Here is a 26,006-nt window from a genome sequence, read left to right as displayed (position 1 = left end):
ATCTCCGGAAGTCTTACGAGGCCCGCCGGTGCATGCGCCGGTCGATGTGCAGCAGGCCGGCGCTGATGAGCACGGCGGTGGTGGCAAGGATCAGTACCACGGCCATCATGGTGCGCACGTCGTGCCCGCCGATGGCGTTCATGACGAGGTAGCCGAGGCCGCGCTGCGAGGCGAACATCTCGCCGATCAGCACGCCCAGCAGGGTCAGCGAGAAGCCCACCCGCAGGCCGGACACCAGTTCCGGCAGGGCGGCGGGCAGGATGATGGTGGAGACGAGCTGGGGCGGCGACAGGCGCATCACCCGCGCGCTGCGCAGCATCACCGGCGGGATGGTGCGGACCGCGTTCATCGTGAAGATGATCACCGGGACGATGCCGTGGATCGTCCCGAAGGCCACTTTGGCCGACAGGCCCAGCCCGAAGGCCAGCAGGATCACCGGATAGAGCGTGATCTTGGGCAGCGAATAGAGCGACACCAGGATCGGCTCCGCCACCTCGCCGGCCAGCCGGTTGATGCCCAGCGCGATGCCGATGGTCAGCCCGCCGAACACCGCCAGCAGCAGCGAATAGAGCAGCGCCACCCCGGTCTCCGCGACGTGCGGCCAGAAGGTGGCGGAGCCCAGAAGCTCGACGGCGCGGGCCAGCGTGTCGGCGGGCGAGGTCAGGGCGACGCTGCCGACGATCCAGTGCAGGACCTGCCACAGGGCCACCAGCGCGACGATGACGAGAAGCGTATCGGTCTTTCTGTGCATGGCCGTCAGCGCCTCCGCCGCTGCATGATCCGGCGCTCCCAGGTGAAGAGCACCGCGTTGAGCACCGTCACCAGGACGATGATGAACAGCATCAGCGCGTACATCCGCGCATTGTCGAAGTTGTTGAAGGCATAGGCGATGCTGTAGCCGATGCCCGAGGAGGACATGATGAACTCCGCCGCGATGACGCCGATGAAGCAGTAGGCGATGGCCAGCTTGGCCCCGGTGAACAGGAAGGGCGCCGCGCTGGGCAGCTTGACCATCAGCGCCGTGCGCACCGGGTCCATGCCGTGGACGCGCGCGGTCTTCAGCAGGACGCGCGGAATCCGGTCCAGCCCGTTCAGCGTGTTGATCAGCATCGCCACCACGCCGAACAGCGTGCCGATCACCACGATGGGCGCCGCCCCCAGCCCGAAGATCACGATCAGCACCGGGTAGAAGACGAAGAAGGGCACCGCGTAATAGGTCGCCAGGAAGGGATCGAGGGCCCGGCGTACCCGCGGCATCGCGTGGATCGCCACACCGGCGACGAAGCCGAGCAGGATCGAGGCGATCACCGCCATGGCGACGTTGCCCAGCGTCTCGCCAATGTCGGCGCTGGCCGCCCCCGAGGCGAGAAGGCGGTAGAGGTCGCCGGCCATGACGCTGGGCGCCGGCAGGACCGTCTTGGCGATGACGCCGGCCCGGCACAGAACCTCCAGCAGCAGGACGGCGCCGGTCACCACGATCAGCCGGAGCCAGCCCGCCCAGCTCATGACCCACCCCGGCGAGGCCCGCCGCCTTCAGGCTCTCCTCGCGCAGCAGGCGCCACAGACGGGCGGTGATCTGGCCGAAGCCGTCCTCGCTGGCGATGCGGGAATCACGCTCGCGCGACCAGCCCGTCTCGATCTCCTCGATGATCCGTCCGGGCCGTGACGACATGACGCCGATGCGGTCCGACAGCATGGCCGCCTCGTCCAGCGCGTGGGTGATCAGCATCACCGTGGCACCGGTTTCGCGCCACAGCTTCAGCAGTTCGTCGCCCATGATCAGGCGGGTCTGGGCATCGAGCGCGCCGAACGGCTCGTCCAGCAGGATCAGGCGCGGACGCATCACCAGCGTGCGGGCGATGCAGACACGCTGGCGCATGCCGCCGGACAGCTGCACCGGATAGGCCTTGGCGAAGTCCTTCAGCCCGACGAAGCCGACGGCGTAGTTGACCCGCCGTTCGATCTCCGCCGGATCGACGCCCGCCCGACGCAGGCCGAAGGCGATGTTGTCCCACACGGTCAGCCAGGGGAAGGTGGCGTCCTCCTGGAACACCACCCCGACGCCGTCCGGGACCTTGCCGGCCACCGGCTTGCCTTCGAAGGTCACCGTTCCCTCGGTCGGCACGGACAGGCCGGACAGCACGTCGAGCAGCGTGGACTTGCCGCAGCCCGACGGTCCGACGACGGAGAAGAACTCCCCCTGCCGTAAGGTCAGGTCGACGGGTCCCAGCGCGTGCACCCCTCCGTGGCCGGGAACGCCGTAGATGCGGCTGACCCCCTTCAGCTCGGCGTGGACGGCCGGGGCGGGGAAAGCCCCCGCCTCCTCGTGCAGGTCGCGCTTGGCGGCAACGTTGGCTTTCATCGGGGGCTTCCTCCCGGTCATCGTGATGCGTCAGGCTGGTTATTTCAGGAACGAGGCGTCGGCGTGCTTCGACCAGTCGACCTCGCCCTTGACCTCGCCGATGATCTGCAGCCCCTTGATCAGGTTGTTCATCCCGTCATACTCGAAGTCGCCGGCGCTCCAATATTTGATGGTCGCCAGATTCTTGAGCGCCTGCAGCGCGATCGCCTCGTCGATGTCGTAGTATTTGGTCATGATCTTGGCGGTCTCTTCGGGGTTGGCGTAGACGAAGTCCACCCCCTTGCGCCGCGCCTCGATCAGCTTTTTCAGCTTGTCGCCGTTCTTCGCGGCGAACTCCGACGTGGTGACGCCCACGGTCTGTACCATGGTCGGCAGCTCGGTCTCGACCGCGAAGACCATGCGGTACTTGTTCTGCACGCGCGCCCAGATCGGGTCCATCACCGGCGCGGCGGCCACCCCGCCCTGCTCCAGCATGGTCAGGCCGCCGCCGACGCCGCCCGCCGACACGCCGTCCACCGTGATGCCGTGCTTGTCCTTCACCATGGTCAGCAGCATGTCGGTGACCGACTTCGGGCTGGTGAAGGCGACCTTCTTGCCGTCCAGATCCTTGGCGGTCTTCACCGGGGAGTCCGGCTTGGTCACCCACAGGATCTCGCCCGCGGTGCGGACGCCGGTGTGGATGATCTTCACGTCCAGACCCTGGTTGATCGCCGCCACCGCCGCCGACAGGGCGACCTCGCCGTAGGGCATCGGCGCCGCCATTACGTTGCGCATGGTCGTGCCGCCGCCCTTGGAGGTCAGGACGCCGGTGATGTCCAGCCCCTGCTCCTTGTAATAGCCCTTCTCCATGGCGACGGCGTAGGGAGCGCCGTACATCAGCACACCCCAGTGGGTGACGGTGATCTCCTCGGCCTGCGCCGGGACCGCCGGAACCAGGGTGGCGAGCGCCACTCCCATGGCCGCCGCCCCCAGGACCGCCTTGCGCTTCATCGTGGTCATGAACGACATCGCTGTTCCTCCCAATGTGCCGCTGGCCTTTCCGGCCATGCGCGTTGACCCGGACCCGTCAGGCGGTGGGCAGGGCGTGAATCCAGGGGCGCTGCGCCCGGTCGCGCGCCTCGAACGCCGCCATGGCAGCGTCGTGGCGCAGGCTGGCCCCGATCTCGTCGAGCCCCTCCAGAAGCGCCTGCCGCCGTGCCGCCTCCATCGTGAAGGGGAACTCCCGCCCATCCGGCGCGGTGACGCAGCTGGCCTCGATGTCCACCGTCATGGCGGCGGCCGGCGTTGCCTGCGCACAAGCGACGAGATGGGCGAGCGCCGCCTCGTCCAGAGTCACCGCGGCCAGACCGTTCTTCTGGCAATTCTCGTGGAAGATGCTGGCGAAGCTGGGCGCAATCACGCAGCGGATGCCAAAGTCCATCAGGCTCCACACCGCGTGCTCGCGCGACGAGCCGCAGCCGAAATTCTCGCCGGCCAGCAGGATCTTGGCCTCCCGCCAGGGTGCCTGGTTCAGGACGAAGTCCGGCCGTTCCCGACCGTCGTCGTCGAACCGCCATTCGGAGAAGAGGCCGGCGCCCAGCCCGCTGCGGTGGATGGTCAGCAGATGCGCCTTGGGGATGATCGCATCGGTGTCGACGTTGGCCCGCGGCAGCGGCGCGGCAATCCCGGTGATGCGATTGACAGGTTCCGGCATGTCAGGCGCTTCCTTCCAGGCTGTGGGCTTCCAGGCTGTGGGCTTCCAGGCTGCGGACATCGACGATGCGGCCGGCCACGGCCGCCGCCGCCGCGGTGGCCGGGCTGGCAAGATGGGTGCGCGCCCCCGGCCCCTGGCGACCTTCGAAGTTGCGGTTGGAGGTGGCGACGCAGCGCTTGCCCGGCGGCACCCGGTCGGCGTTCATCCCGGCGCACATGGAACAGCCCGGCTCCCGCCATTCGAAGCCGGCAGCGGTGAACACGCGGTCCAGCCCCTCCGCCTCGGCCTGCCGGCGCACCTGGCCCGAGCCCGGCACGACCAGCGCGCGCAGGCCGGCGGCGATACGACGGCCCTTCAACACGGCGGCGGCGGCCCGCAAATCCTCGATGCGGCTGTTGGTGCAGGAGCCGATGAAGACCATGTCCACCGGCAGGTCGCGGATCGGCGTCCCCGGCTCCAGCCCGATGTAGTCCAGCGCCCGGCGCATCGCCTGCCGGCGCTTGGGGTCGGCCTCGCGCTCCGGATCGGGCACGGTCTCGCCGATGCCAATGCTGTCCTGCGGGCTGGTGCCCCAGGACACCTGCGGCGTGAGGCTGGAGACGTCCAGCTCGATCTCGGCGTCGAAACGCGCGTCGGGATCGCTCGCCAGGGCGCGCCACGCACCCACCGCCTGCTCCCACAGCGCGCCCGCCGGGGCGAAGGGGCGCCCCTGGAGATAGGCGAAGGTCACCTCGTCCGGGGCGATCAGGCCGAAGCGCGCGCCCAGCTCCACCGACATGTTGCAGACGGTCATCCGCTCTTCCATGGAGAGCGCGCGGATGGCCGGACCGGCGTACTCGACGCCGTAGCCCGTCGCTCCCGCGGTGCCGATGGTGGCGATCAGCTTCAGCACCATGTCCTTGGCCGACACGCCCGCCGGGCGGGTGCCGCTGAAGGTGATGCGCATGGTCGGCGGGCGGCGCAGGATGGCCGTCTGCGTCGCCATGACATGCTCGACCTCCGACGTGCCGATGCCCCAGGCCATGGCACCCAGCGCGCCCACCGTGCTGGTGTGGCTGTCGCCGCAGACCAGGGTGGCGCCCGGCAGGGCGATCCCCAGCTCCGGCGCGATCACATGCACGATGCCCTGGCGCACGTCGCCCAGATCGAACAGCGCAACGCCGGTGGCCTCCGCGTTGGCACGCAGGGCGCGGATCATCTCCGGCCCGCCCGGCACCGTGTCGTCGGTGCGGCCGTTCTCGGTGGAGACGATGTGGTCCGCCGTCGCAAAGGTCAGGTCGGGGCGGCGCAGCCGGCGCCCGGCGGCGGCCAGCCCCGCGTAGGCCTGCGGGCTGGTGACCTCGTGCAGCATGTGGCGGTCGATGTGGAGCAGCACCCGCCCGTCGCCCAGATCGGCGACGACGTGCTGGTCCCAGATCTTGTCGATGATGGAACCCGGCGTGTTCATGGCGTTGCCTCCCCTCACTCGGCGGCCCGGTAGGCCTGTTCGCGCTCGTAGTAGTCGGGGAAGCCGACAAGGTCCTTCAGCGCCTCGAAATCGGCCTGGGGCACCCGGCTTTCCTGCCCGTCCGCCACCGCGGCCAGGGCGGCGCGCATGGCGTCGATGGCCGCCGACATCAGGGTCAGCGGATAGGCGGCGAGCTTGAAGCCGAGCGCCTCCAACTCGCGCGGCGGCAGAATCGGCGTCTGGCCGCCGCGCACCATGTTGGCCATCGCCGGCCGGTCGATGCCGGCGCAGAAGACGGCCATTTCCGTCTCGTTATGCGGAGCCTCCATGAAGATGATGTCGGCGCCCTCCTCCACGAAATCCTGACAGCGCTCCAGCGCCGCGTCGAAGCCGTGCACGGCACGCGCGTCCGTCCGCGCCAGGATCAGGATGTCGTCGGACCCCGACCGGGCGGCATCGACGGCGGCGCGGATCTTCATGCGCGCCTCGGCCCGCCCGACGACCTGCTTGCCTTTGGTGTGGCCGCAGCGCTTGGGGTTGACCTGATCCTCGATCAGGACGGCGGCGGCCCCGGCGCGGGCGTAGTCGCGCACGGTGCGCTGCACGTTCATGGCGTTGCCATAGCCGGTGTCGCCGTCGCCGATCACCAGCAGGCCGGGGGCCGCCTGACAGACGTTGCGGAGCTGGTCCAGCATCTCGGCGAAAGAGATCAGCCCGGTGTCGGGCATCCCCAGCCGGGTGGCCGAGACGGCGAAGCCGCTCATCAGGCTTACGCGGAAACCGGCCTGCTCGATCAGCCGCGCCGACAGCGCGTCGAAACAGCAGGGCATCAGGCGAAGGCCGGGAGCCTCCAGCAACGTTTTCAGGCGTTGTGCGGGTGTCGTCACCGGTTGTATCCCTCCCTTGTCGCCGCTTCAGCCAGTGGCTTCCAACAGAGCGCACCGGAAACGGGCGTTTAATTTGTTGTGTCAACGAACATAATGCGTCATTGTATACAACGCAACCCGAAAAGTCCAGGCGCCGGACAGAAGCGCAAGGGAGGTCAGCATGTCGGACAGCGCCGGGGCACTGGCGCCCCAATGGGACAACGGCTTCAGTGGCGGCTCCAACCGCGCCGCCGACCGTGCCTACCGCTTCATCCGGGAGGGCATCCTGGCCAGCCGCTGGCCGCCGGGCGCCCATCTGCGCGAACAGGAGCTGGCCGAACTGACGGGGGTCAGCCGCACCCCCGTGCGCGAGGCGCTGCGCCGGCTGTCCGCCGACGGGCTGCTGCAACTCGTCCCCAACCTCGGCGCCAAGGTGAACGCCTGGACGATCCAGGACCTCGACGAGATCTTCGGACTGCGCGCGACGCTGGAAAGCCAAGTGGCCGGACTCGCCGCCAGCCGCGCGGAGCCGCGGCATCTCGCCGAACTGGGCGCGCTGTGCGACGCGATGGAGGCAGTGGTGGGAGACGGCGACGCGGTGGATTTCTCGCGCATCACGCCGCTGAACGACCGCTTCCACGGCTTGCTGATCGACATCGCCGGGGATCGGCGCCTGGGCCAGATGATCCGGCAGGTGGTGGAGATGCCGCTGGTGCTGCGGACCTTCGCCCGCTACAGCCGGCGCGATCTCGCCCGCAGCATGAACCACCACCGCGAGATCGTCGAAGCCCTGGCCGCTCGCGATGGGGAGTGGGCCTCGTCGGTGATGCGCGCGCATGTGCGCGCCGGACGGGCCGTCTTCACGGTCCCGAAAACGGAGTGAGCGTCATTGTATACAACGACAGCACGCCGATCCGGGCGAGCGGATCGCCCATCGGCGCAGCACAAAGGTCCCGGCGCCCTGATGAGGACGCCGGGACGAAGTCCAGGACGCGACTGAGGAGGACCGGTCAGGCGACCAGGAAGCCGGCGCCGACCGGATCGTTGCGGTCGATGACCCAGCGAGCGGTGCCGAGGATGCTGGCCGTGCCCTTGACGGTCGGGCGCACGGCGCGCACGCCGTTCAGGCGGGTCTCGCCGAGCAGGCTGCCCTCGAAGGTGCCGGTGCCGAGCAGGCCCTCGGAGCGGATGGTGTCGCCGATCGCCATCTTCCCGCGCGCCTCGAACATCGCCATCATCGCGCTGGTGCCGGTGCCGCCCGGCGAGCGGTCGAGCTGGCCGGCGCTGAAGACGTGGACGTTCTTGTAGAAGGCGCCCTCGATGGTCGGCTCGTGCCAGAAGGTCACGAAGTTGAAGTTGTTGATGTGCGCCGACGCCGGGTGCTGGATCGCCACCTTCTGGCGGAGCTGCTCGCGCGCCAGGATGCCGTAATGCGACAGGGCGGTGCCGTTCTCCGCCCCGATGCGCAGCGAGGTGCCGGTCAGGTCGATGATGCCGAAGTAGTTGCCGCCCCACACGATGTCGGCCTTCAGCGGGCCGATCTCCGGCAGCTCGAACTCGACGTCCTGCGCGGCGACATAGGCCGGGACGTTCTCGAACTTGGTCCACAGCACCCGGTCGCCCTCATGCGCCACCTCGGCGACGACGAGGCCGGCGGTGGTCTCGAAGCGGATCGTGGTGCGCCCGTTCTCGCCGCGGCGGACAAGGCCGTTGGCGACCATCGCCATGGCGACGGCGATCGTGCCGTGGCCGCACATGTGCGAATACTGGGTGCCGTCGATGTAGATCAGGCCGGCGTCGTAGTCCGGGCCGGACGGCGGGGTCAGGAAGACGCCGAACATGTCCTTGTGGCCGCGCGGCTCGCGCATCAGGGCTTCGCGCAGCCAGTCGTAATGGGTCTCCAGGAACTGGCGCTTCTCCAGGATGCTGGAACCGGCCGGATAGGGGATGCCGCTGTGGATGATGCAGAGCGGCTCGCCCTCGGTGTGGGTGTACAGGACATCGAATGCGTCTTGCATGCGCATGGAAGGACCCTTTCGTGGATCGGATTCAGTGTTGGATCGGGGGGATGAAGCGGGGGGTGTCGGGACCGGTCAGCGCCGGTCCGACAGAAGGTGCAGCCCGACGGTGAGGTCGAGGATGATGATCGCCAGGGCCGCCACGCCGATGGTGATGGAGGACACCGCGGCGATGACCGGATCGATCGTGTACTGGACGTAGTTGAAGAGCTTGACCGGGATGGTCGTCATCTCCGCCGTGGTGTTGAAGATGCTCAGCTCGACGTTGATCCAGGAGGAGATGAAGGCGAAGATCGCGCCGCTCGCCAGGCCGCTGCGGATCTGCGGCAGCGTGACGAGGAAGAAGGTCTCCATCGGGCGGGCGCCCAGGTCGGCGGAGGCCTCCTCCAGCGCCCGCTGCTCCGGCGTCAGCTGCGGCAGGACGGAGCGCAGGACGAAGGGCATGATGATGACGATGTGCCCGACCAGCAGCGCCGTGAAGCTGCGCATCAGGCCCAGCGCCGCGCAGTATTGCAGCAGGGCGGCGCCCAGCACGACGTGCGGCAGGACCAGCGGCGACATCAGCAGCGACAACAGGAACTTCTTGCCCGGAAACTCGCAGCGGGCGATGGCCAGCGCCGCCGGGACGCCGAGGAGCAGGGCCGCCGCCGTGGCGACCAGGGCCAGCAGGGTGCTGGTGCCGAAGGCCGCCAGATAGGAGGTGTCGCCGAGCATCCGCCCGTACCAGTCGAGCGTCAGCCCCTGCGGCGGGAAGGCGAGGTAGCTGGTGGCCGTGAAGGAGGAACCGACGATGACCAGAAGCGGCAGGATCAGGTAGGCCATGACGGACCAGGACACCACCCGCAGAAGAAGCCGTGCGATCATTGGGCTTTCCTCCCCGTTGCGCTGGCCCCGGTGTTGCCGATCCAGCCGGCCAGACCGACCAGGACCAGCGTCATGACCAGCAGCGTCATGCTGAGCGCGCCGCCGTAGTTCACGTCGAAGACCGTGCTGTACTGCTGGAAGATCAGCATGGGGAAGACCGTGATCTTGCCGCCGCTCAACAGGGCCGGCGTGACGTAGGCGCTGACCGCCAGAGTGAAGACCATGACGATCCCCGACATCAGCCCCGGCAGGCAGAGCGGGAAGGTGACCGTCCGGAAGGTGTCGAAGGGCGTGGCGCCGAGGTCGGAGGAGGCGTCCTCCAGCGCTGGGTCCACCGCGGCCAGCGCGTTGCCGACGGCCAGCACGATGAAGGGCAGCAGGATGTAGACCAGCCCGATCACGATGCCCAGCTCGGTGCCAAGGAAGCGCATCGGGCGGTCCAGGATGCCGACCCCGACCAGCGCGTCGTTGACGAGGCCGTTGCGACCCAGCAGCACCATCCAGCCGAAGGAGCGGACGATGTTGCTGGTGAACAGCGGCAGGACCAGCAGGATGACGCAGGTCCGCCGCAGCGCCGGTGACTTGACCACCCGCACCAGATAATAGGCCAGCGGGTAGCCGAGCAGCGCGCAGGCCACCGTGGTCAGCCCGGCGATGCGGAAGGTCGCCGCCAGCACGTCCCAGTGATACTGGTCGAACAGCACCCGCGCGTAGTTGCCCAGCGACGGCACGCCGCCCGCCATCAGGCTGGACGACACGACCACGATCATCGGAACGGCGAAGAAGGCGGCGAAGAAGGCGACCGGGGCCGCCAGCAGGGGCAAGGCTCGGTTCATGGCGGCGCTCATGGTCGTGCTCATGGTCCGGACCGGTGGGTGGCCGGCTCGGCGATGATGTGGACGTGCCCCGGACGGAAGCCGACGAAGACCGGCGCCCCCGGATTCAGCCCCTCCCCCGCCATGCCCAGCCGGCGGCTAGCCAGAAGATGCTCGCCGACGCGCACCGTCACGACGGTCTGCCCGCCGGTGTCGATGACGTCCTCGACGAAGCCCTGATCGGTGATCAGGCCCGGCGCCTCCGGCTCCTTCAGCAACTCGACATGCTCGGGCCGCAGCACCGCGGTGTAGCGCTGCCGCGTGTCGGCGCCGAGATGGGGCAGCAGCGCCGACCCCACCGCCAGCCGCACCCCGGCGTCGCCCTCCGCCGTTCCCGGCAGCAGGTTGGCCTCGCCGATGAAGTCGGCGACGAAGCGGCTGGCCGGACGGGTGTAGATGGCCCGACCGTCACCGACCTGCTCGATCACGCCGCGGTTCATGACGACGATGCGGTTCGCCATGCTCATCGCCTCCTCCTGATCGTGGGTCACGAACACGAAGGCGATGCCGAGCTTCTCCTGGAGATGCTTCAGCTCGATCTGCATCCGCTTGCGCAGCTTCAGGTCGAGCGCGCTCAGCGGCTCGTCGAGCAGGAGGAGCTTCGGGCGGTTGACGAAGGCCCGTGCCAGGGCGACGCGCTGCTGCTGGCCGCCCGACAGCTCCCGCGGGAAGCGCCCCGCCGCGGAGTCCAGCCCGACCAGCTCCAGCGCCTCGCGGGCGCGCTCCAGCGCCTCACCCCGCGCCACCCCGTGACGGCGCGGCCCGTAGGCCACGTTGTCGAGGATGCTCAGATGCGGGAACAGGGCGTAGTGCTGGAACACCGTGTTCAGCGGGCGCCGGTGCGGCGGCAGCCGCGTCACGTCCTCCCCGCCGATCCGGATGGTGCCGGAATCGGGGGAGAGGAAGCCGGCGATGCAGCGCAGCAGGGTCGTCTTGCCGCAGCCGCTCGGCCCCAGCAGGGCGACGAACTCGCCGTGGGCCACATCCAGCGACACGTCCCTCAGCGCGTGGTAGGCGCCGAAATGCTTGTCGATGGAGCGGATGGAGAGCAGGGCGTCGGACATGATGGGGCTCCCCGGCTGGCTGCGGTTCACTGGCGGGCGAGTTCGCGGTTCCAGGCGTCGGTGATCGCCGCGCGGTCCCGGTTGATGTCTGCCCAGTTGAAGAGCTGGAGGTTCTTGACCGACCCGCCGACACCCCAGGGCAGCTTGCGCTCGACGTCCGGCGACACCGACACGTTCTGCACCGCCGGGCCGAGATAGAGTTTCTCCGCCAGACAGGCCGACGCTTCCGGGGTCAGTGCGGTGTCGATGAAGCGCTGGGCGTCGGCCTTGTGCGGCGCGTTCTTGACCAGATGCAGGCGGGCGTCGGTGGCCCACACGCCCTCCTTCGGCACGGCGAAGCCGATGGGCAGGCCCTTGTCGGCCAGATCCCAGGCGCCGACGTTGAAATGCGCGCCGATGATCGCCTCGCCGCTCTGGTAGGCGTTGCTCGCCGCCCCCGAGCTGTCGAAGTAGAGCGCGGTCTTCAGCGTCTTCAGCTTTTCGAAGGTCTTGGACAGGTCGCCCGGCGGGTTGCCCCACATGCGGTTCAGGAACATGACGAAGGGCACGCCGGAGGAGTTGGCCGGCGACGGGATGGTCACCGTGTCCGCGAATTCCGGCTTCCACAGGTCGTTCCACGAGGTCGGCGGGGTCTTGATCTCCTTGGTGTTGTAGGTCAGGCCCAGCGAGTAGTAGCCGGACCCCACGGCGAAGACCGACCCGTCCGCCTTGTAGATCGCCTCCGGCAACGCCTTCGCCAGGTTCGGCACGCCCGTCGGGTCGATGGCGTCCAGCACGCCCGCCGCCTGCGCCATCTCGCTGATGCCACCGTCCATGTAGGCGACGTCGAGCGTCGGCGCGTCCTTCTGCTGCTGCAGCTTGGCAAAGGTCACGGTCGAGGTGCCGATCTCCGGCACGACGCGGACGCCGGTCGCCTTGGTGAAGGGCTCCGCGACGCAGGTGCGGAAGGCTTCGCCCCAGTTGCCGCCGTACCAGGCGACGCGGATCTCGCCCTGGGCCGCGGCCGGCAGGGCGTAGAGGGAGACTCCAGCCGCCAGGACGGCGGACAGGGCGGCGAGGCGGGAAGCGTTGCGGGTGGCGGCGCGCGTATGGGTCATGACCGGTTCCTTCGTGGTGTCGGTCCAGCGGGCGTCAGAGCCGTGGTTCGTTCGAAAGCTAATTGTTCCAACGTATTTTCCGATAGAAGAATGCTGCCGAATCCTTGAATATTTCCGACATGCCGACGCCCAGACCCGACATGCCGGACGCCCCCGACCGCGACGCCCCGTCCCCCGCCGATCCCCGGTTGCGCATCGGCTTCGTGCTGCTCGATCAGTTCACGCTGACCGCCTTCTCCGGGTTGATCGACGCGCTCCGGCTCGCCGCCGACCCCGGAGGGCGCAGCCGGCAGATCGACGCGAGCTGGACGGTGATGAGCGTCGGCGGGCAGCCGCGCCAGTCGAGCTGCGGCGTGCTGGTGACGCCCAACAGCGATTTGCTCGCCCCGGCGCCCTTCGATTACGTGGCGGTGTGCGGCGGCAACGATTACCGGAACGAGGTGCCGGGGGCGGTGACTGCCTATCTGCGCGCGGTGGCGGCGCAGCGGGTGCGGCTTCTCGGCATCTGCACGGGCACCTTCGCCATCGCACGCGCCGGCCTCGTCGGCACGCGCCGCGTCTGCGTCCATTGGAACGTGCTGGACACCTTCCGCGAGCGCTTTCCGGCCGCCAACGCCTCGGTGGACCATCTCTTCATCGACGAGGGGGACCTGATCACCTGCGCCGGATCGACGGCGGCCATCGACCTCGGCCTCTACCTCGTCGGGCGGCACTGCGGCGGGCAGAAGGCGCGGCAGGCCGTCCGCCACATGATGCTCCAGGACATCCGCCCCGGCGCGCTGCCGCAGGCGCATTTCTACGCGAACCTCGACGGCGTGACCGACGCCCGTGTCCGACAGGCGACGCATTTCATCGAGCAGCGGCTGGACTCCCCACCCTCCGTCGAGGCCATCGCCCGCTACGTCGGGGTCAGCGCCCGGCAGCTCGAACGGTCCTTCCAGGCCGCGCTGGGCATCTCGCCGTCGGCCTTCCAACGCCGGCTGCGGCTGGATTACGGCCGATGGCTGCTGGAGCACACGCGCCGGACGATCACCGAGATCGCCTTCGACTGCGGCTTCGCCGACGCCGCCCATTTCTCGCGCGATTTCAAGACCCAGTTCGGCGAGATGCCCAGCCGAGCGCGCAAGGGCAAGCGCGGCGAGGAAGCTCCGCCGCCGTGACGGGTCCACCCACGTGGACGCTCAAGCCGCCAGCCCGTGGTCGATGGCGATGCGGATCAGGGCGCGCGCGCTGTCGGCGCCCAGCTTGTCCTTGATCTGCGTGCAGGCGTTGGCGACGGTCTTTTGGCTGATGCCCAGCACCTCGGCGATGGCCGCCGCGGTCAGGCCGCGCCCCACCAACGCCAGGATTTCCCGCTCGCGCTGGGTCAGCACCGCCAGCGGGTCGTCGCTTGGGGCCAGCGCCATCAGCGCCAACTCGCGCGCCAGCGCGTGGTCGAGATGGACCCGGCCCGCCAGCACGCAGCGCACAGCCGTCACCAGCGTCTCGGGCGCGTCGTTCTTGGTGACATAGCCCTTCGCGCCCGCCTTCAGCGCCCGCGCGGCGATGGCGGGATCCTCGTGCATGCTGAAGATCAGCACCGGCACCGCCGGGTTCTCCGCCCGGATCGCCCGCAACACCTCCATCCCGCCGCCGTCCCTCCCTCCGATGCCGCCCGGCAGGTTGAGGTCGAGGATGACCACGTCGGGCCTTTCCGAACGCCACAGCGCCACCGCCACCGCCACGTCGGCGGCCTCGACGACACGGCCGAGCCCGGCTTCGGCGAGTAGGCTCTGGCAACCGGCGCGCACCACCGGGTGATCGTCCACCAGGAGGATGGTCAAGGTCATGCCACGCCCTCCAGCCCGGCCGGGACGCAGGGGAGGCAGGCGGCCACGCGGGTCCCCTGTCCGCCGTTCGAACCGATGGACAGTTCGCCGCCCAGCGCCCTCACCCGCTCCGCCATGCCGGAGATGCCCAATCCGCCACGCTCCGCTGCGCCCGGCCCCTCCCTAAACCCCGGCCCATCATCGGTCACCACGACCTCCACCCGGTCGCTCCGGCGCAGCACCGTCACCGACACGTTGGTCGGCCGGGCGTGGCGGAGGGCGTTGACCAGCGATTCCTGCGCCAGCCGGAAGACCGTCAGGCGCAGCACCTCGTCCAGCCCGTCGATGCCGTCCGGCGTTCCGTCCTCGGCCACGTCCAGCGACCAGCGCACCTGCGGCTCCCGCCGCGCCCACTCGTCGATCAGCCCGGACAGCGCCTCGCCCAACGGCAACTGGTCGAGCAGGGCCGGGCGCAGGCGGACCAGGATGCGCCGGCTCATCCGGTGCACGTCCGCGGCCATGGACAGCACAGCGCGGGCGCGTCCGGCGATCTCCACCCGCTCGCTGATGGTGGCTTCCGGCTTCGGCTCCTCGCTCAGGCGCAGGATGCGCCCGGCGTCCACCTTGATGGCGAACAGCGCCGCACCCAGCTCGTCGTGGATTTCGCGGGCGATGTCCCGGCGCTCGCGATCCTGCGCCTCGATCAGCCTCTGGCCGAGCCTGCGGTTCTCCCGCCCCGCCGCGGCCAGCTCCTCGGCCAGGGCGGCGATGCCGGTGCCCAGCCGGACCAGTTCCGGCACGCCGCCGCCTGCGAGGCCGCCCCGCGGTCCGGGTTCGTAAACACCTTCGCGCAGGCGCCGCACCGCCGCCTCGACGCGGGCGAGCGGGGCGAGCGCCCGGCCCACCGCCATCCAGGCGGCGCCCAGCAGCAGCAGCCCCGCCACCAGCATCGCCAGGGCGAGGTCCCGCATGTCCTCCCAGACCTCGGCCACCTCGTCCTGCGGTTGGGCGACCACGGTCAACAGGACGCGCCCATCGGCACCGGTCAGCGCATGGGCCTGCGGCGCCACGTCGATCAGCGCTGCGAACCAGCCGGGAACGGCCCCATGGCCGGCATCCCCCTCGCCCAGGGAGTCGGAAGCCGCCTCACCCGCGATGAAGCGCAGGTGGCGCAGGCCCAGACGGTCGAGCGCCACGACGGCATCAGGAATGGCCCCCCGCCCGGCTTCCGCCCGCCCGATGGCGATGCCGAGATCGAGGGCGGAGGCCATTTCCGCGCGAACAGCGTCGCGCGCGTTGGCGATCATCACAGCCGCGCCGGCCACCGCCAGCAGCGCCAGGAACAGCCCGATCAGGGCCAGCATGCGCATTCGCAACGACATCGCCGTCTGATCCTTCCGACACGCCCCATAGGACCATCGACGGAATGTTAACCAAGCAACCGCTCTCCGCGCTATGCGTCCTTCGAACGAGAAGCGGCGGGCGGACGGGCCTTTTGCCACAGCGGCAGGATTTTTTCCCGCCCCCTTCGGGACACCGTCATACGCGCGTTGCAAGAATGTCGTCCCCGTATCGTCCAATGGAACCGAAGAACCGCCAAGACGAACATTGGGGGCGCAAGACGCGGTGCCGGAACCGGGGCGGATCGGGCGGACGATCCACCCCGGAAAAAACGGCCTTTCACGGGGGAAACGCATGACTTTATCCTTGGACACCACTCCGAGAACCAAGCCGAAAACCAAGACAGACACCGGGGCCGGACGGGTTCGGCGCCGAATCATCACCGCGGTGGTGGCTGGGTTCCTCGCCTCCGCCGCTCCGGCGGCCTGGGGAAGCGCCCAGGCCGCCGACGTCACCTGGGACGACATCGCCAACGACGCCAAGTCAGCCGGCGACGTGCTGATGTACGGCATGGGGGTGGAGGGCAAACGCTTCAGCCCGCTGAAGCAGATCGACACCACCAGTGTGTCGCGGCTGGTCCCCGCCTGGTCCTTCTCCTTCGGCGACGAGAAGCAGCGCGGACAGGAGACGCAGGCGCTGGTGCATGACGGGGTGATCTACGTCACCGCCTCCTACTCGCGGATGTTCGCGCTCGACGCGCGCACCGGCAAGCGGCTGTGGACCTACGCCCACCGCCTGCCCGACGACATCCGGCCCTGCTGCGACGTGGTCAACCGCGGGGCGGCGATCTACGGCGACAAGGTGTTTTTCGGCACGCTCGACGCCTCCATCGTCGCGCTGAACAAGGACACCGGCAAGGTTGCCTGGCGCAAGAAGTTCGCCGATCACAAGGTCGGCTACACCATGACCGGCGCGCCGACCGTCGTGAAGGACCAGAAGACCGGGCGCATGCTGCTGATCCACGGCTCGTCCGGCGACGAGTTCGGCGTGGTCGGCCGCCTGTTCGCCCGCGATCCCGACACCGGCGACGAGATCTGGATGCGTCCGCTGGTCGAGGGCCACATGGGCCGGCTCGACGGCAAGGACAGCACCCCCACCGGCAACGCCAGGGCACCGTCCTGGCCGCGCGACAAGGACGGGCAACTCGTCGAGGCGTGGAACCACGGCGGCGGCGCGCCCTGGCAGAGCGCCACCTTCGACGTGGAGACCAACACCATCGTCATCGGCACCGGCAACCCGGCGCCGTGGAACGGCTGGGCGCGCTGGCCCGGCGACAGCCTCTACACCTCCGGGCAGGCCTACGTCGATCCGACCACGGGCGAGCTGAAGGGCTTCTACCAGCACACCCCCAACGACACCTGGGACTTCTCCGGCAACAACGAGCTGGTGCTGTTCGACTACAAGGACGCGTCCGGCAAGACGGTGAAGGCGACCGCCCACGCCGACCGCAACGGCTTCTTCTACGTCACCGACCGGACGAAGCTGGCGACGGCGGGCGGCGAGGCGAACAAGCCGAACAGCGTGCTGGCGGCCTTTCCCTTCGTGGACGGCATCACCTGGGCCAAGGGCATCGACCTGAAGACCGGCCGCCCCATCGAGGTGGAGGGCCAGCGCCCGCCGCCCCCCGCCGAGGGCGAGAAGCGCGGCAAGTCGGTCGAGGTCTCCCCGCCCTTCCTCGGCGGCAAGAACTGGAACCCGATGTCCTACAGCGAGGACACCGGCCTGTTCTATATCGCCGCCAACCACTGGAAGGAGGACTACTGGACGGAGCATGTCGGCTACAACCCCGGCTCCGCCTATCTCGGCATGGGCTTCCGCATCCACAAGATGTTCGAGGATCATGTCGGCGTCCTGCGCGCGATCGACCCGACGACCGGCAAGGTCGCCTGGGAGCACAAGGAGGAGTTGCCGCTCTGGTCCGGCACGCTGGCGACCGCCGGCGGGCTGGTCTTCACCGGCACCGGCGACGGCTACGTCAAGGCGTTCGACGCCAGGTCCGGGGCGGAGCTTTGGAAGTTCCAGACCGGCTCCGGCATCATCTCCTCCCCGGTCACCTGGGAGCTGGACGGGGTGCAGTATGTCGGCATCACCACCGGTTACGGCGGCGCTGTGCCGCTGTGGGGCGGCGATCTCGCCGACCTGACCACGCGCGTGACCCAGGGCGGCTCCTTCTGGGTGTTCAAGCTGGCCGACGTGAAGGTCTCCAGCGCCAAGTGACCGCCAACAAGTGACCGCCCGCCGGGGCGGGGAGGCGGGCTCACCTGTCCCCGTCCTCCTCCCTGCCCCGGCTTTCCTGCACCGCAGCGACGGGAGTTCTCCCCCATGAACCGCTTCTTCCGGCCCGCCTTCGCCCTGTGCGCCCTGCTGTCCCTGTCCGGCCCGCTCACCGCTCCGCTGGCGGCCGAGGTCGAAACCGCCAGCCTCGGCGGTGGCGAGGAGGAGCGCGTCACCGAGGTCGCCGGCTGTGTCCTGACGGCCAAGGCGGTCTGCCCAGGCATCGACCTGCGCCACCGCAACCTGCGCAGCCTGTCGCTGGCCGGCGCCGACCTGCGTGGCGCCAACCTGATGCGCGCCGACCTGCGCCACGCCGATCTGCGCGGGGCCGACCTCAGCGGGGCCATCCTCGACGGCGCCGATCTGCGCACCGCTTTCCTTCAGGGCACGCGCCTGTCCGGCGCCCGCCTGCGCGGCGCCAACCTGGAGTTCGCCCGCGCCAACGGCGCCGACCTGCGGCAGGCCGACCTGACCGCCGCCAATCTGGAGGCGCTGCGCGCCGACAAGGCCGACCTCACCAGCGCCAACCTGGAGGGCGCCAACCTCCAGGAGGCCAAGCTGTCCCTGACCAACCTGTCGCAGGCCAACCTGGAAGGCGCGAAGATCCGCTTCGCCATCTTCCAGGACGCGCTGATGACCGACTGCCGCTCCTGCCCCACCGACTGGTGACGGCAAAGCCGCCGCCGATTTCACCAAAGCGGATGGCAATCCGCTTTGAACCGCGACGGCGGTTCCGGCCGCACATGTGGCCGAAGCCCGCCTCTCGCGGGAGCAGAGTTCCCGCTGGCGGCAGGCGGATGCCACTGGCATCCGCTGAGAGCCGGCGAGTGAGGCGATGTGATTCAAAAGCGAACAGACATTCGCTTTTGAGCGGCGGCTTTTATCAAACTGTCACGATTCCATCATTCCCGCTTCACGCAACGCGCCTACACGGGTGGCGTTGCGGCTTTGCATACGCATGCAAAGCCGGTGGGGATGAGGGAAACCCGGTGACATGGCCGACCTGACCATCGAGACTTTGACCGTCGCCTATGGCGGCACCCAGGTGCTGAACGGGGTCAGCCTGCAGGTCGCCCGCGGCGAGTTCGTGGCCCTGCTCGGCTCCTCCGGCTGCGGCAAGACGACCCTGTTGCGCGCCGTGTCGGGCTTCGTGCCGGTGACCGGCGGGCGGATCGCCATCGCCGGGCGCGACGTGACCGCCACCCCGCCGGAACGGCGGGACACCGCGATGGTGTTCCAGTCCTATGCGCTCTGGCCGCACATGACGGCGGCGCAGAACATCGGCTACGGCCTGAAGCTGCGCCGCACACCGCGCCCGCGGATCGAGGAGCGGGTGGCGGAGATGCTGCGCCTCCTCAAGCTCGACGGGATGGCCGGGCGCAACGTCACCCAACTGTCCGGCGGGCAGCGCCAGCGCGTGGCGCTGGGCCGCGCGCTGGCGATCAGCCCCGACATCCTTCTTCTCGACGAGCCGCTGTCCAACCTCGACGCCCGCATCCGGTTGGAACTGCGCCACGAGATCCGCGCGCTCCAGCAGCGGCTCGGCATCACCGCCCTGCACGTCACCCACGACCGGGAGGAGGCCATGGTGATGGCCGACCGGATCGTCATCATGAACGCGGGCTCCATCGCCCAGGCCGGGTCGCCGGAAGAGGTCTACCACCGCCCCGCCAGTCCCTTCGTCGCCAGCTTCATGGGTGCCGACAACGTCGTGGCCTTGCGGGCGGAGCGGGACGGCGGAACGCTGTCCATCGCCGCCGGGGCGGACCACGACGCCGCCCACCTGCCGGTGGGGCAGGAGGTCGGCGACGGCGGCCTGCATCTCGCCGCCGACACCGACCTTGCCGCTGACGCTGGTGGCCCCATCACCGCCCATTTCCGCAGCGAGGCGGCCCGGCTGGCCGCGTCCGGCGAGACGCCCGAGGGCGCGCTGGTCCTGCGCGGGCGCATCACCCAGACCGCCTACCCCGGCGGCCGCTGGCGCTACGGCGTGGCGGTCGGCGGAACGGCGTTCCTTGTCGATGACGGGGAGCGCCGCGCGGTCGGCGACGCCGTCGGCATCGTCATCCCGCCTTCGGCCCTGCACTGCTATCCCCTCCGGGACGCGGCCTGACGCCGACGGCTTCTGCAAATCCGGGAAAGAGGTCCATCCGATGAAGCTGAACACCCTGTTTGCGGGCGCCGCCGGTCTGGCGCTCGCCGCCGGCCTGATGGCCGCGCCGCTGAAGGCCGACACGGTCCTGAACGTCGTCACAGCCGGCGACCAGAACATGGTCGATTACGTGAACGACTATCTCGGGCCGAAGTTCGAGAAGCAGAATCCCGGCGTCACCGTGCGCGCCGCGGGCACCGGCCCCGGCGACGCCGGTTCGCAGAAGATCTACGAGAAGCTGAGCGCCCAGGACAAGGCCGGCACCGCCGCCTGGGACATCGACGTCGCCGTCCTCCACCAGAAGATGGCCGGCCAGATGGCCGTCGAGAAGCTGCTGAGCCGCTACGCCGACCAGACGGCGACGGCCAAGCTCGCCACCCGCGACACCGCGCGCAACGCGCTGGGCGCCGACGTCGCCGGTTATGTGCTGCCGATGTTCCACAGCCAGATCGCGCTGGCCTACAACCCCGACCTGCTGAAGACCCCGCCCAGGACCTACGCCGAGCTGGCGGAGTGGGTGAAGGCTAACCCCAAGGCCTTCGGCTACAACGGCATCAAGGGCGGCATGTCCGGCGTCGGCTTCGTCACCGGCTGGGTCTCGGCCCACATGGACGACGCGGCCCGGCTGGAACAGGGCGCCTACGACGCCGGCCTGAAGCCGGCCATCGAGAAGGCGCTGTCGGGCCTGAAGGACTTCAACCGCAACGTCACGCTGACGCCGGGCAACGCCGGCACGCTCGACATGCTGAACCGCGGCGAGATCGCCATGGGTCCGGTGTGGGTGGACATGTTCTACACGTGGCAGGCGGACGGGCGGCTCGGCCCGAACCTGAAGCTCCAGCTCATCGGCCCCGGCATGCCCGGCCAGCCCATGTACTACGCGGTGCCGGCCAAGGCCGCCAACCCGGAGGCCGCCCGCAAGTTCATCGAGATGGCGACCAGCCCCGAGGTGCAGGCCGAGGGCATCGTGAAGCGCTTCAACTGGTACCCCGGCATCGACGCCCAGCATGTCCAGGCCAAGCTGGACGAGCAGACCTGGGCCCGCCTGTTCACCGACGTGAAGCCGGACGAACTGGCCGCCAAGGGCAAGCCCTTCCCGCTGACCGGCTACTTCTCCGACATCATGGAAGCGTATGAGCGGACCGTTGCCAACTGACGCCGTCCTCCGGTCCGAGGCCGCTCCCCGCGACGGCGGAGGGCGGTCCGGCGCCAGCACCCCGCTCAGCGCCATCTTCGGCGGAGGCGCCGCCTGGGGCCTGATCCTCGTGGCGCCCGCCCTGGCGATGGTGGCGCTGTTCTTCCTCTATCCCCTAGGCTATTCGGCGGTCAGCGCCTTTCAGGACCGGACCGGCGCCTGGACCCTGGCGAATTTCGCCAAGGCGTTCGAGCTGTACCGGATGGACATCCTGTTCACGCTCGCCATCGTCCTTCTGTCGTCGCTGCTCGTCGCGCTGCTCGCCATCGCCATCGGCGGCTATCTGACGCTGGGCGGCAATCGGGTGGCGGTGACGCTGCTGCGCTGGCTCTACCGCTGGCCGCTGTTCATCCCCTTCATCGTGGCGAGCCAGATGATGCGCTCCTTCCTCGCCAAGAACGGGCTGATGAACAACGCGCTGGTCGGCGCCGGGATCATCGAGCCGTTGCAGGCGGCGAGCCTGCTCGACTGGCGCGGGGTCGTCGTTACCTTCGTGTGGAAGCAGACGCCCTTCGTGGCGCTGATGGTGGCGGGCGCCATGGCCTCGCTCGACCGCTCGACCATCGAGGCGGCGCGCGACCTCGGCGCCGGGCGGCTGCGCATCCTCGCCGAGATCGTCGTTCCGCAGGTCCGTCCGACGCTGGTCGTCGGGCTCATCCTCAGCTTCGTGACCATGCTGTCGGTGATGTCCGTTCCCATGATGATCAACCCCAACAGCCCGACCATGATCACCGTCGACATGGCCTACCGCATCAACGCCCACGGCGATTACGGCGTGGCGAACGCGCTGGGCTTCGTCTCCTACGCCATGGCCGGCTTGGTCGGCTGGATCTACCTGCGCCACGGCGTGCGCCAGGGAGGCGGGCGGTGATGCTGCGTTCTTTCGGCTGGCTTCCCCGCGGCCTCCTGCTCGGGCTGCTCGCCTTCGCGGTGTTCGGACCGCTGACCAACCTCGGCCTTTGGGCGGTGGCGGAGAAATGGTATTTCCCGCACGCCCTGCCCCTGCAATACGGCTTCTCCTTCTGGGAGCGGGTCTTCGCCCCGCGCTCCAACGCCATGGCGTCGCTGGCGACCAGCGTCACCATCGCGCTGTTCACGGTGGCCGCCTGTCTGGCGGTGTCGGTCCCGGCGGGCTACGCGCTGGCCCGGCTGCGCCTGCCCTGGCGGGGGGCGATCCTGCTGGCTTTCCTGCTGCCGCAGGCCTTCCCCAGCGTCGCCGTCTACATCAACGTGGCGCGCATCTTCTATGCGGTCGGGCTGAACGGCACCATCGCCGGGGTGGTCCTGGTGCACACCGTGCACGGGCTGGTCTTCTCGGTGTGGATCACCGCGGCCGCCTTCTCCGCGGTGGACCGCTCGCTGGAGGAGGCGGCGCGCGACATGGGCGCCTCGCCCCTTCGGACCTTCCGCGACGTGACGCTGCCGCTGGCCGCACCCGGCGTGCTGGCCTCCTCGATCTTCGTGTTCCTGGAATCGCTGGACGAGTTCACCGGGACCTATTTCGTCGGCGTGCCCGACGTCACCACCCTGCCGCTCCTCATGTTCAACGCGGGCATGGGCGGCAACTACCAGATCGCCGCGATCACGGCGCTGATCCTGCTGGTCCCCTCGGTCGGGTTCATGCTGGTGATCGAGCGCTTCCTCAAAGCCGACGTGCTGGCCAAGGTTGGACATTGAACCCCATGGACATTTTCGTGCTGGGTGTCGGCGAGGCCGGCGACCCCGACTTCTGCAATTCCTCCGTCGCCGTGACGGCGGAGGGCTTCCGCCTGCTGATCGACTGCGGCCATTCGGTGCCGCCCTCGCTGTGGCGGACGCTGCCCGAACCGGACGCGGTGGACGCGATCTATTTCACGCATCACCACCCCGACCATTGCTTCGGTCTGGTGCCGGTGCTGATCCGCTGGACCGACGACGGGCGCCGCAAGCCGCTGGAGATCGTGACCACCGCCGAGGGCCGTCACCAGCTCACCAGCCTGTTCGAGGCCGGCGGCATCGATCCGCAGCGGTCGCGGCAGTTCCCCCTGATCTGGCGCGAGACGCCGGGCGAGGGGACGGCGGGGCGGATCGGCCCCTTCGTCCTGCGCAGCGCGCCGACCCTTCACGCTGTCCCCAACCACGCGATCCGGCTGGAGGCCGGCGGGCGGAGCTTCGCCTATTCCGGCGACGGCCGCCCGACACAGGAGGCCGAAGACCTCTACCGGGGCGCCGACCTGCTGTTCCAAGAATGCTTCACCGTGCAGGCCGACCCCACCCAGCCCTTCCACGCCGCCCATGAGGCGCTGGCCGGCCTGCCGGAGCGCCTGGGAATCGGCGCGGTGCGCCTCTACCACGTGCGCCGCGACCAGCGCGAGGCGCTGGCCGCAAGCTGTGCGGGCGATGACCGGATGGGGCTGGCCCTCCCCGGCGAACGGATACGGCTCGGCTGAGGGACGGCGCCTTTACAGCGCCGCCAGCACCTCATCGAGCGTGGCGAGGAACAGCTTCGCGTCCTCGGATGAGAAGACCAGCGGCGGGCGGATCTTCAGGATGTGCCCCTCCTGGCCGGTCGCGCTGATCAGCACCCGGCGCTGGCGCATCCCGTTCACGACGCGGGCCGTCTCCTCCGACGCCGGGGTCTTGAGCTTGCGGTCGCGCACCATCTCGACGCCGATGAACAGCCCGCTTCCGCGCACGTCGCCGATCAGCTCGTGCTTGGCGGCGAGTGCGCGCAGGCCGTCGATCATCTGCGTGCCGACGGTCAGGGCGTTCTCCTGCAGGCGGTCCGCCTTGATCACGCGCAGCACCGCCAGGGCCACCGCGCAGGACACCGGGTTGCCGCCGAAGGTGTTGAAATAGCGCTGGCTCTTGCCGAACGCCTCGATCACCTCCGGCCGGAACACCGCGCCGGCCACCGGGTGGCCGTTGCCCATCGGCTTGCCGACTGTCACGATGTCGGGCACCAGCCCATGACGCGCGAAGCCCCACATGTGCGTGCCGAGCCGCCCGAAGCCGGGCTGCACCTCGTCGGCGATGAAGATACCGCCGGCCTTGCGCATCGCCTCGACCGCCGGGGCTAGGAAGCCGGCCGGGTCGGTGAAGACGCCGCTGCTGGAGAAGATGGTGTCGACCAGCAGCGCCGCCGGGGCGATCCCCTTCTCCCGCAGGTCGGCGATGGCCTCCTCGACGGAGCGCGCGAAGGCGGCGCCGACCTCGGCCTCCGGCATGCGATAGCCGTCGGGCGCCGGCACCACGCGGACATGGTCGCCCAGCTTCACCGCGGCGCCCAGCGAGGGCGACATCTCGGCCAGCGCCGAGGTCACGCCGTGGTAGGCGTTGTGCGCGATGACGACGCCGGTGCCGCCGGTGTGGACGCAGGCGACGCGCAGGGCCAGATCGTTGGCCTCGCTGCCGGTGCAGGTCAGCATCAGATGCGACAGCGCCGCCGGAAACTCCGCCAGGAAGGCTTCGGCGAAGTCGAGGATGCCGTCGGTCAGGTAGCGCGTGTGGGTGTTCAGCACGGCCGCCTGCTTGGCCATCGCCTCCACCACCTCCGGCCGCGAATGCCCGACCGAGGCGACGTTGTTGTAGGCGTCCAGATAGCGGTTGCCTTCGGCGTCATAGAGGGACGAGCCCTCCCCGCGCACGACATGGATCGGGTCGGCGTAGAACAGCCGGTAGGCCGGGCCGAGCAGCTTCTCGCGACGGGCGATCAGGGCGCGCTCGCGCTCCGGCAGGGTCCCGGCGGAGTCGGGCGCGTAGGCGTTGATCATGGTCATGGCGGTTCACACTTTCTGGCAGGCGAGATGGAGCAGGCGGCGTGCGGTGGCGGCCTCGTCGCCGGTCAGCCGGTCCAGGCCGGCGAAGGCACGTTCGGCGTTGCGCAGGATGTAGGCGGCGTTGGCGGGGTACTCGGCCGCTCGCCAGCCGGTGATGCCGACGGTCAGGGCGAGGCGGCCCGCCACCAGATCGGGCAGCAGGTCCACCTCGTCCGCCGTCAGCGGCAGCACGGCGTTGTAGGCGCGGGTCATCTCGACCACGGAGCCGAAGGGAGTCTCGCCGCTGGTGACGTGGTAGGCGAGCGCCGTCGCCAGATCGTTGACCAGCGGCGCCCGCAGCGCGTCGCCGAAATCGATGATCCCGGTGACCGTCTCATGCCCGACCAGATCGACCACCGCGTTGTGGGGGTTGAGGTCGTTGTGGATCACCTGATGGCGCAGGGTGGGCAGCCGGGGGGCGATCTCGTCGGTGAAGCGGGCGACGAAGCGCTCGACCATCCCACGGCGCCGGTCGTCCGCCACATAGTGCAGCCGGTCGGCGACGCTGGCGGTGCGGGTGATGTCCCACAGCAGGTCGCGCTCCGAGCCGGGATGCTCGTAATCGGCCAGCGCCCGATCCAGCCGGGCCAGCGTCGTTCCCAACGCCCGCATCAGACCCGGCGAGGGCGGCGCGGCGTGGAGCGGCGTTCCTTCGAGATAGGTCAGCAGCCGCAGCACCATGGCGCTGCCGTCGATGTGGACGATCGCCTGGGCCTCCCCGTCCAGCGTCGGCACGACCCGCGGCACCGGCAAGGTCGGGTCGCGGTCGGCCACATGCTGCATGGCCCCGGTCTGGAAGCCGGTGACGGGTTGCGGCTCCGCCGGGTTGGTGAACTTCAGCACATAGCCCTGCCCGTCTGGCGTGGATATGTGGAAGTTGCGGTCGCGCTCGCTGCTCAGTTCGCGGACGGTGCCGGCCACGCCGAACCACCGTTGCAGGATGGCGCCGGCCTCCTCCGTGGAGATTGCCGGCGCGGCGGTGGTCAAAACGTCACCCTGGGTCGGGGCCGGTGTCATCGCCGGTGTCTCCTCATGGTTCGAAGCGGTCAATGTTTGATGCATCATAATTGCGGGTGGATCGGCTGAGGAAGCG

The 26,006-nt window shown here is 69.4% G+C and carries 24 protein-coding genes and 1 pseudogene; 9 read left to right on the top strand and 16 right to left on the bottom strand.

Annotation, left to right across the window (positions count from 1 at the left end):
* Positions 1–13 precede the first annotated feature (13 nt).
* From ACWPXE_RS24715 to ACWPXE_RS24685, 7 genes and pseudogenes are all read right to left on the bottom strand, one after another.
* On the bottom strand, positions 14–751 hold the full coding sequence (locus tag ACWPXE_RS24715) for an ABC transporter permease (RefSeq protein WP_454020059.1): 738 nt from the start codon (positions 749–751) through the stop codon (positions 14–16).
* A 5-nt stretch (positions 752–756) separates the two neighbouring features.
* Positions 757–1,506, bottom strand: coding sequence for an ABC transporter permease (locus ACWPXE_RS24710; protein ID WP_014199177.1), 750 nt, complete (start codon positions 1,504–1,506; stop codon positions 757–759).
* 361 nt (positions 1,507–1,867) lie between these two features.
* Positions 1,868–2,362 (bottom strand): annotated as a pseudogene (locus ACWPXE_RS24705) (ABC transporter ATP-binding protein); the annotation flags it as partial.
* Between the two features lie 39 nt (positions 2,363–2,401).
* On the bottom strand, positions 2,402–3,370 hold the full coding sequence (locus ACWPXE_RS24700; RefSeq protein ID WP_454019952.1) for an ABC transporter substrate-binding protein: 969 nt from the start codon (positions 3,368–3,370) through the stop codon (positions 2,402–2,404).
* 58 nt (positions 3,371–3,428) lie between these two features.
* Complete coding sequence (leuD, locus tag ACWPXE_RS24695; RefSeq protein WP_454019951.1) at positions 3,429–4,055, bottom strand: 3-isopropylmalate dehydratase small subunit; 627 nt, start codon at positions 4,053–4,055, stop codon at positions 3,429–3,431.
* A 1-nt stretch (position 4,056) separates the two neighbouring features.
* A complete protein-coding gene (leuC, locus tag ACWPXE_RS24690; RefSeq protein WP_454019950.1) occupies positions 4,057–5,502 on the bottom strand; it encodes a 3-isopropylmalate dehydratase large subunit in 1,446 nt (481 codons plus the stop codon).
* A 14-nt stretch (positions 5,503–5,516) separates the two neighbouring features.
* Positions 5,517–6,389, bottom strand: a complete 873-nt coding sequence (locus ACWPXE_RS24685) for an isocitrate lyase/PEP mutase family protein (protein WP_454019949.1) — start codon at positions 6,387–6,389, stop codon at positions 5,517–5,519.
* A gap of 160 nt (positions 6,390–6,549) precedes the next feature.
* Between ACWPXE_RS24685 and ACWPXE_RS24680 the strand changes: the two genes are divergently transcribed.
* Positions 6,550–7,251 (top strand): GntR family transcriptional regulator, encoded by a 702-nt coding sequence (locus tag ACWPXE_RS24680; protein ID WP_454019948.1) that lies wholly within the window; start codon positions 6,550–6,552, stop codon positions 7,249–7,251.
* Positions 7,252–7,378: 127 nt separating this feature from the next.
* Here ACWPXE_RS24680 and ACWPXE_RS24675 read toward each other — a convergent pair whose 3' ends face one another.
* From ACWPXE_RS24675 to ACWPXE_RS24655, 5 genes are all read right to left on the bottom strand, one after another.
* Positions 7,379–8,392 carry a proline racemase family protein gene (locus ACWPXE_RS24675; RefSeq protein ID WP_035681829.1) on the bottom strand — a complete coding sequence of 338 codons (1,014 nt, stop codon included), beginning with the start codon at positions 8,390–8,392 and terminating at the stop codon, positions 7,379–7,381.
* A gap of 69 nt (positions 8,393–8,461) precedes the next feature.
* The gene (locus ACWPXE_RS24670) at positions 8,462–9,250 is read right to left on the bottom strand and encodes an ABC transporter permease (RefSeq protein WP_035681830.1); all 789 of its coding nucleotides are present in this window, start codon (positions 9,248–9,250) and stop codon (positions 8,462–8,464) included.
* Complete coding sequence (locus tag ACWPXE_RS24665; protein WP_454019947.1) at positions 9,247–10,110, bottom strand: ABC transporter permease; 864 nt, start codon at positions 10,108–10,110, stop codon at positions 9,247–9,249. The genes ACWPXE_RS24670 and ACWPXE_RS24665 overlap by 4 nt, the downstream gene beginning before the upstream one ends.
* Positions 10,107–11,189, bottom strand: a complete 1,083-nt coding sequence (locus ACWPXE_RS24660) for an ABC transporter ATP-binding protein (RefSeq protein WP_454019946.1) — start codon at positions 11,187–11,189, stop codon at positions 10,107–10,109. Before ACWPXE_RS24660 ends, ACWPXE_RS24665 begins: the two co-directional genes overlap by 4 nt.
* A gap of 26 nt (positions 11,190–11,215) precedes the next feature.
* Positions 11,216–12,286 (bottom strand): ABC transporter substrate-binding protein, encoded by a 1,071-nt coding sequence (locus tag ACWPXE_RS24655; protein ID WP_454019945.1) that lies wholly within the window; start codon positions 12,284–12,286, stop codon positions 11,216–11,218.
* Positions 12,287–12,405: 119 nt separating this feature from the next.
* Between ACWPXE_RS24655 and ACWPXE_RS24650 the strand changes: the two genes are divergently transcribed.
* Complete coding sequence (locus ACWPXE_RS24650; RefSeq protein WP_454019944.1) at positions 12,406–13,446, top strand: GlxA family transcriptional regulator; 1,041 nt, start codon at positions 12,406–12,408, stop codon at positions 13,444–13,446.
* Positions 13,447–13,467: 21 nt separating this feature from the next.
* Here ACWPXE_RS24650 and ACWPXE_RS24645 read toward each other — a convergent pair whose 3' ends face one another.
* Together ACWPXE_RS24645 and ACWPXE_RS24640 are read right to left on the bottom strand one after the other, a co-directional pair.
* Positions 13,468–14,115 carry a response regulator gene (locus tag ACWPXE_RS24645; protein ID WP_454019943.1) on the bottom strand — a complete coding sequence of 216 codons (648 nt, stop codon included), beginning with the start codon at positions 14,113–14,115 and terminating at the stop codon, positions 13,468–13,470.
* Positions 14,112–15,476, bottom strand: coding sequence for an ATP-binding protein (locus ACWPXE_RS24640; protein WP_454019942.1), 1,365 nt, complete (start codon positions 15,474–15,476; stop codon positions 14,112–14,114). Before ACWPXE_RS24640 ends, ACWPXE_RS24645 begins: the two co-directional genes overlap by 4 nt.
* Before the next feature lie 313 nt (positions 15,477–15,789).
* Here ACWPXE_RS24640 and ACWPXE_RS24635 point away from each other — a divergent pair, with 313 nt between their 5' ends.
* From ACWPXE_RS24635 to ACWPXE_RS24605, 7 genes are all read left to right on the top strand, one after another.
* Positions 15,790–17,712, top strand: coding sequence for a methanol/ethanol family PQQ-dependent dehydrogenase (locus ACWPXE_RS24635; protein ID WP_454019941.1), 1,923 nt, complete (start codon positions 15,790–15,792; stop codon positions 17,710–17,712).
* A 105-nt stretch (positions 17,713–17,817) separates the two neighbouring features.
* Positions 17,818–18,438: a pentapeptide repeat-containing protein gene (locus ACWPXE_RS24630; RefSeq protein ID WP_454019940.1), complete on the top strand. Its 621-nt coding sequence runs from the start codon at positions 17,818–17,820 to the stop codon at positions 18,436–18,438.
* A gap of 325 nt (positions 18,439–18,763) precedes the next feature.
* Positions 18,764–19,882, top strand: coding sequence for an ABC transporter ATP-binding protein (locus ACWPXE_RS24625; protein WP_454019939.1), 1,119 nt, complete (start codon positions 18,764–18,766; stop codon positions 19,880–19,882).
* A 40-nt stretch (positions 19,883–19,922) separates the two neighbouring features.
* Complete coding sequence (locus tag ACWPXE_RS24620; protein ID WP_454019938.1) at positions 19,923–21,077, top strand: extracellular solute-binding protein; 1,155 nt, start codon at positions 19,923–19,925, stop codon at positions 21,075–21,077.
* Complete coding sequence (locus ACWPXE_RS24615; RefSeq protein ID WP_454019937.1) at positions 21,067–21,987, top strand: ABC transporter permease; 921 nt, start codon at positions 21,067–21,069, stop codon at positions 21,985–21,987. The genes ACWPXE_RS24620 and ACWPXE_RS24615 overlap by 11 nt, the downstream gene beginning before the upstream one ends.
* Complete coding sequence (locus ACWPXE_RS24610) at positions 21,987–22,793, top strand: ABC transporter permease (protein WP_454019936.1); 807 nt, start codon at positions 21,987–21,989, stop codon at positions 22,791–22,793. Before ACWPXE_RS24615 ends, ACWPXE_RS24610 begins: the two co-directional genes overlap by 1 nt.
* A 5-nt stretch (positions 22,794–22,798) precedes the next feature.
* Positions 22,799–23,545: an MBL fold metallo-hydrolase gene (locus ACWPXE_RS24605; protein ID WP_454019935.1), complete on the top strand. Its 747-nt coding sequence runs from the start codon at positions 22,799–22,801 to the stop codon at positions 23,543–23,545.
* 12 nt (positions 23,546–23,557) lie between these two features.
* On the opposite strand, the gene ACWPXE_RS24600 is transcribed toward ACWPXE_RS24605, so the two are convergent.
* Together ACWPXE_RS24600 and ACWPXE_RS24595 are read right to left on the bottom strand one after the other, a co-directional pair.
* Positions 23,558–24,874 carry an aspartate aminotransferase family protein gene (locus tag ACWPXE_RS24600; protein ID WP_454019934.1) on the bottom strand — a complete coding sequence of 439 codons (1,317 nt, stop codon included), beginning with the start codon at positions 24,872–24,874 and terminating at the stop codon, positions 23,558–23,560.
* Positions 24,875–24,880: 6 nt separating this feature from the next.
* The gene (locus tag ACWPXE_RS24595) at positions 24,881–25,930 is read right to left on the bottom strand and encodes a phosphotransferase (protein ID WP_454019933.1); all 1,050 of its coding nucleotides are present in this window, start codon (positions 25,928–25,930) and stop codon (positions 24,881–24,883) included.
* Between the last annotated feature and the right edge of the window lie 76 nt (positions 25,931–26,006).

Source organism: Azospirillum sp. Marseille-Q6669, assembly GCF_965111635.1.
The sequence above is the reverse complement of the archived record's forward strand: the minus strand, read 5'-3'. Positions and strand labels throughout refer to the sequence as shown.

Coding starts and splice junctions, on each gene's coding strand:
- ACWPXE_RS24710 (WP_014199177.1), bottom strand. CDS start 1,506: ATGAGCTGGGCGGGCTGGCTCCGGCTGATCGTGGTGACCGGCGCCGTC.
- ACWPXE_RS24605 (WP_454019935.1), top strand. CDS start 22,799: ATGGACATTTTCGTGCTGGGTGTCGGCGAGGCCGGCGACCCCGACTTC.
- ACWPXE_RS24640 (WP_454019942.1), bottom strand. CDS start 15,476: ATGTCGTTGCGAATGCGCATGCTGGCCCTGATCGGGCTGTTCCTGGCG.
- ACWPXE_RS24675 (WP_035681829.1), bottom strand. CDS start 8,392: ATGCGCATGCAAGACGCATTCGATGTCCTGTACACCCACACCGAGGGC.
- ACWPXE_RS24595 (WP_454019933.1), bottom strand. CDS start 25,930: ATGACACCGGCCCCGACCCAGGGTGACGTTTTGACCACCGCCGCGCCG.
- ACWPXE_RS24620 (WP_454019938.1), top strand. CDS start 19,923: ATGAAGCTGAACACCCTGTTTGCGGGCGCCGCCGGTCTGGCGCTCGCC.
- ACWPXE_RS24625 (WP_454019939.1), top strand. CDS start 18,764: ATGGCCGACCTGACCATCGAGACTTTGACCGTCGCCTATGGCGGCACC.
- ACWPXE_RS24660 (WP_454019946.1), bottom strand. CDS start 11,189: ATGTCCGACGCCCTGCTCTCCATCCGCTCCATCGACAAGCATTTCGGC.
- ACWPXE_RS24645 (WP_454019943.1), bottom strand. CDS start 14,115: ATGACCTTGACCATCCTCCTGGTGGACGATCACCCGGTGGTGCGCGCC.
- ACWPXE_RS24600 (WP_454019934.1), bottom strand. CDS start 24,874: ATGACCATGATCAACGCCTACGCGCCCGACTCCGCCGGGACCCTGCCG.
- ACWPXE_RS24635 (WP_454019941.1), top strand. CDS start 15,790: ATGACTTTATCCTTGGACACCACTCCGAGAACCAAGCCGAAAACCAAG.
- leuD (WP_454019951.1), bottom strand. CDS start 4,055: ATGCCGGAACCTGTCAATCGCATCACCGGGATTGCCGCGCCGCTGCCG.
- ACWPXE_RS24665 (WP_454019947.1), bottom strand. CDS start 10,110: ATGAGCACGACCATGAGCGCCGCCATGAACCGAGCCTTGCCCCTGCTG.
- ACWPXE_RS24700 (WP_454019952.1), bottom strand. CDS start 3,370: ATGTCGTTCATGACCACGATGAAGCGCAAGGCGGTCCTGGGGGCGGCG.
- ACWPXE_RS24630 (WP_454019940.1), top strand. CDS start 17,818: ATGAACCGCTTCTTCCGGCCCGCCTTCGCCCTGTGCGCCCTGCTGTCC.
- ACWPXE_RS24650 (WP_454019944.1), top strand. CDS start 12,406: ATGCCGACGCCCAGACCCGACATGCCGGACGCCCCCGACCGCGACGCC.
- ACWPXE_RS24680 (WP_454019948.1), top strand. CDS start 6,550: ATGTCGGACAGCGCCGGGGCACTGGCGCCCCAATGGGACAACGGCTTC.
- ACWPXE_RS24610 (WP_454019936.1), top strand. CDS start 21,987: ATGCTGCGTTCTTTCGGCTGGCTTCCCCGCGGCCTCCTGCTCGGGCTG.
- ACWPXE_RS24715 (WP_454020059.1), bottom strand. CDS start 751: ATGCACAGAAAGACCGATACGCTTCTCGTCATCGTCGCGCTGGTGGCC.
- leuC (WP_454019950.1), bottom strand. CDS start 5,502: ATGAACACGCCGGGTTCCATCATCGACAAGATCTGGGACCAGCACGTC.
- ACWPXE_RS24670 (WP_035681830.1), bottom strand. CDS start 9,250: ATGATCGCACGGCTTCTTCTGCGGGTGGTGTCCTGGTCCGTCATGGCC.
- ACWPXE_RS24655 (WP_454019945.1), bottom strand. CDS start 12,286: ATGACCCATACGCGCGCCGCCACCCGCAACGCTTCCCGCCTCGCCGCC.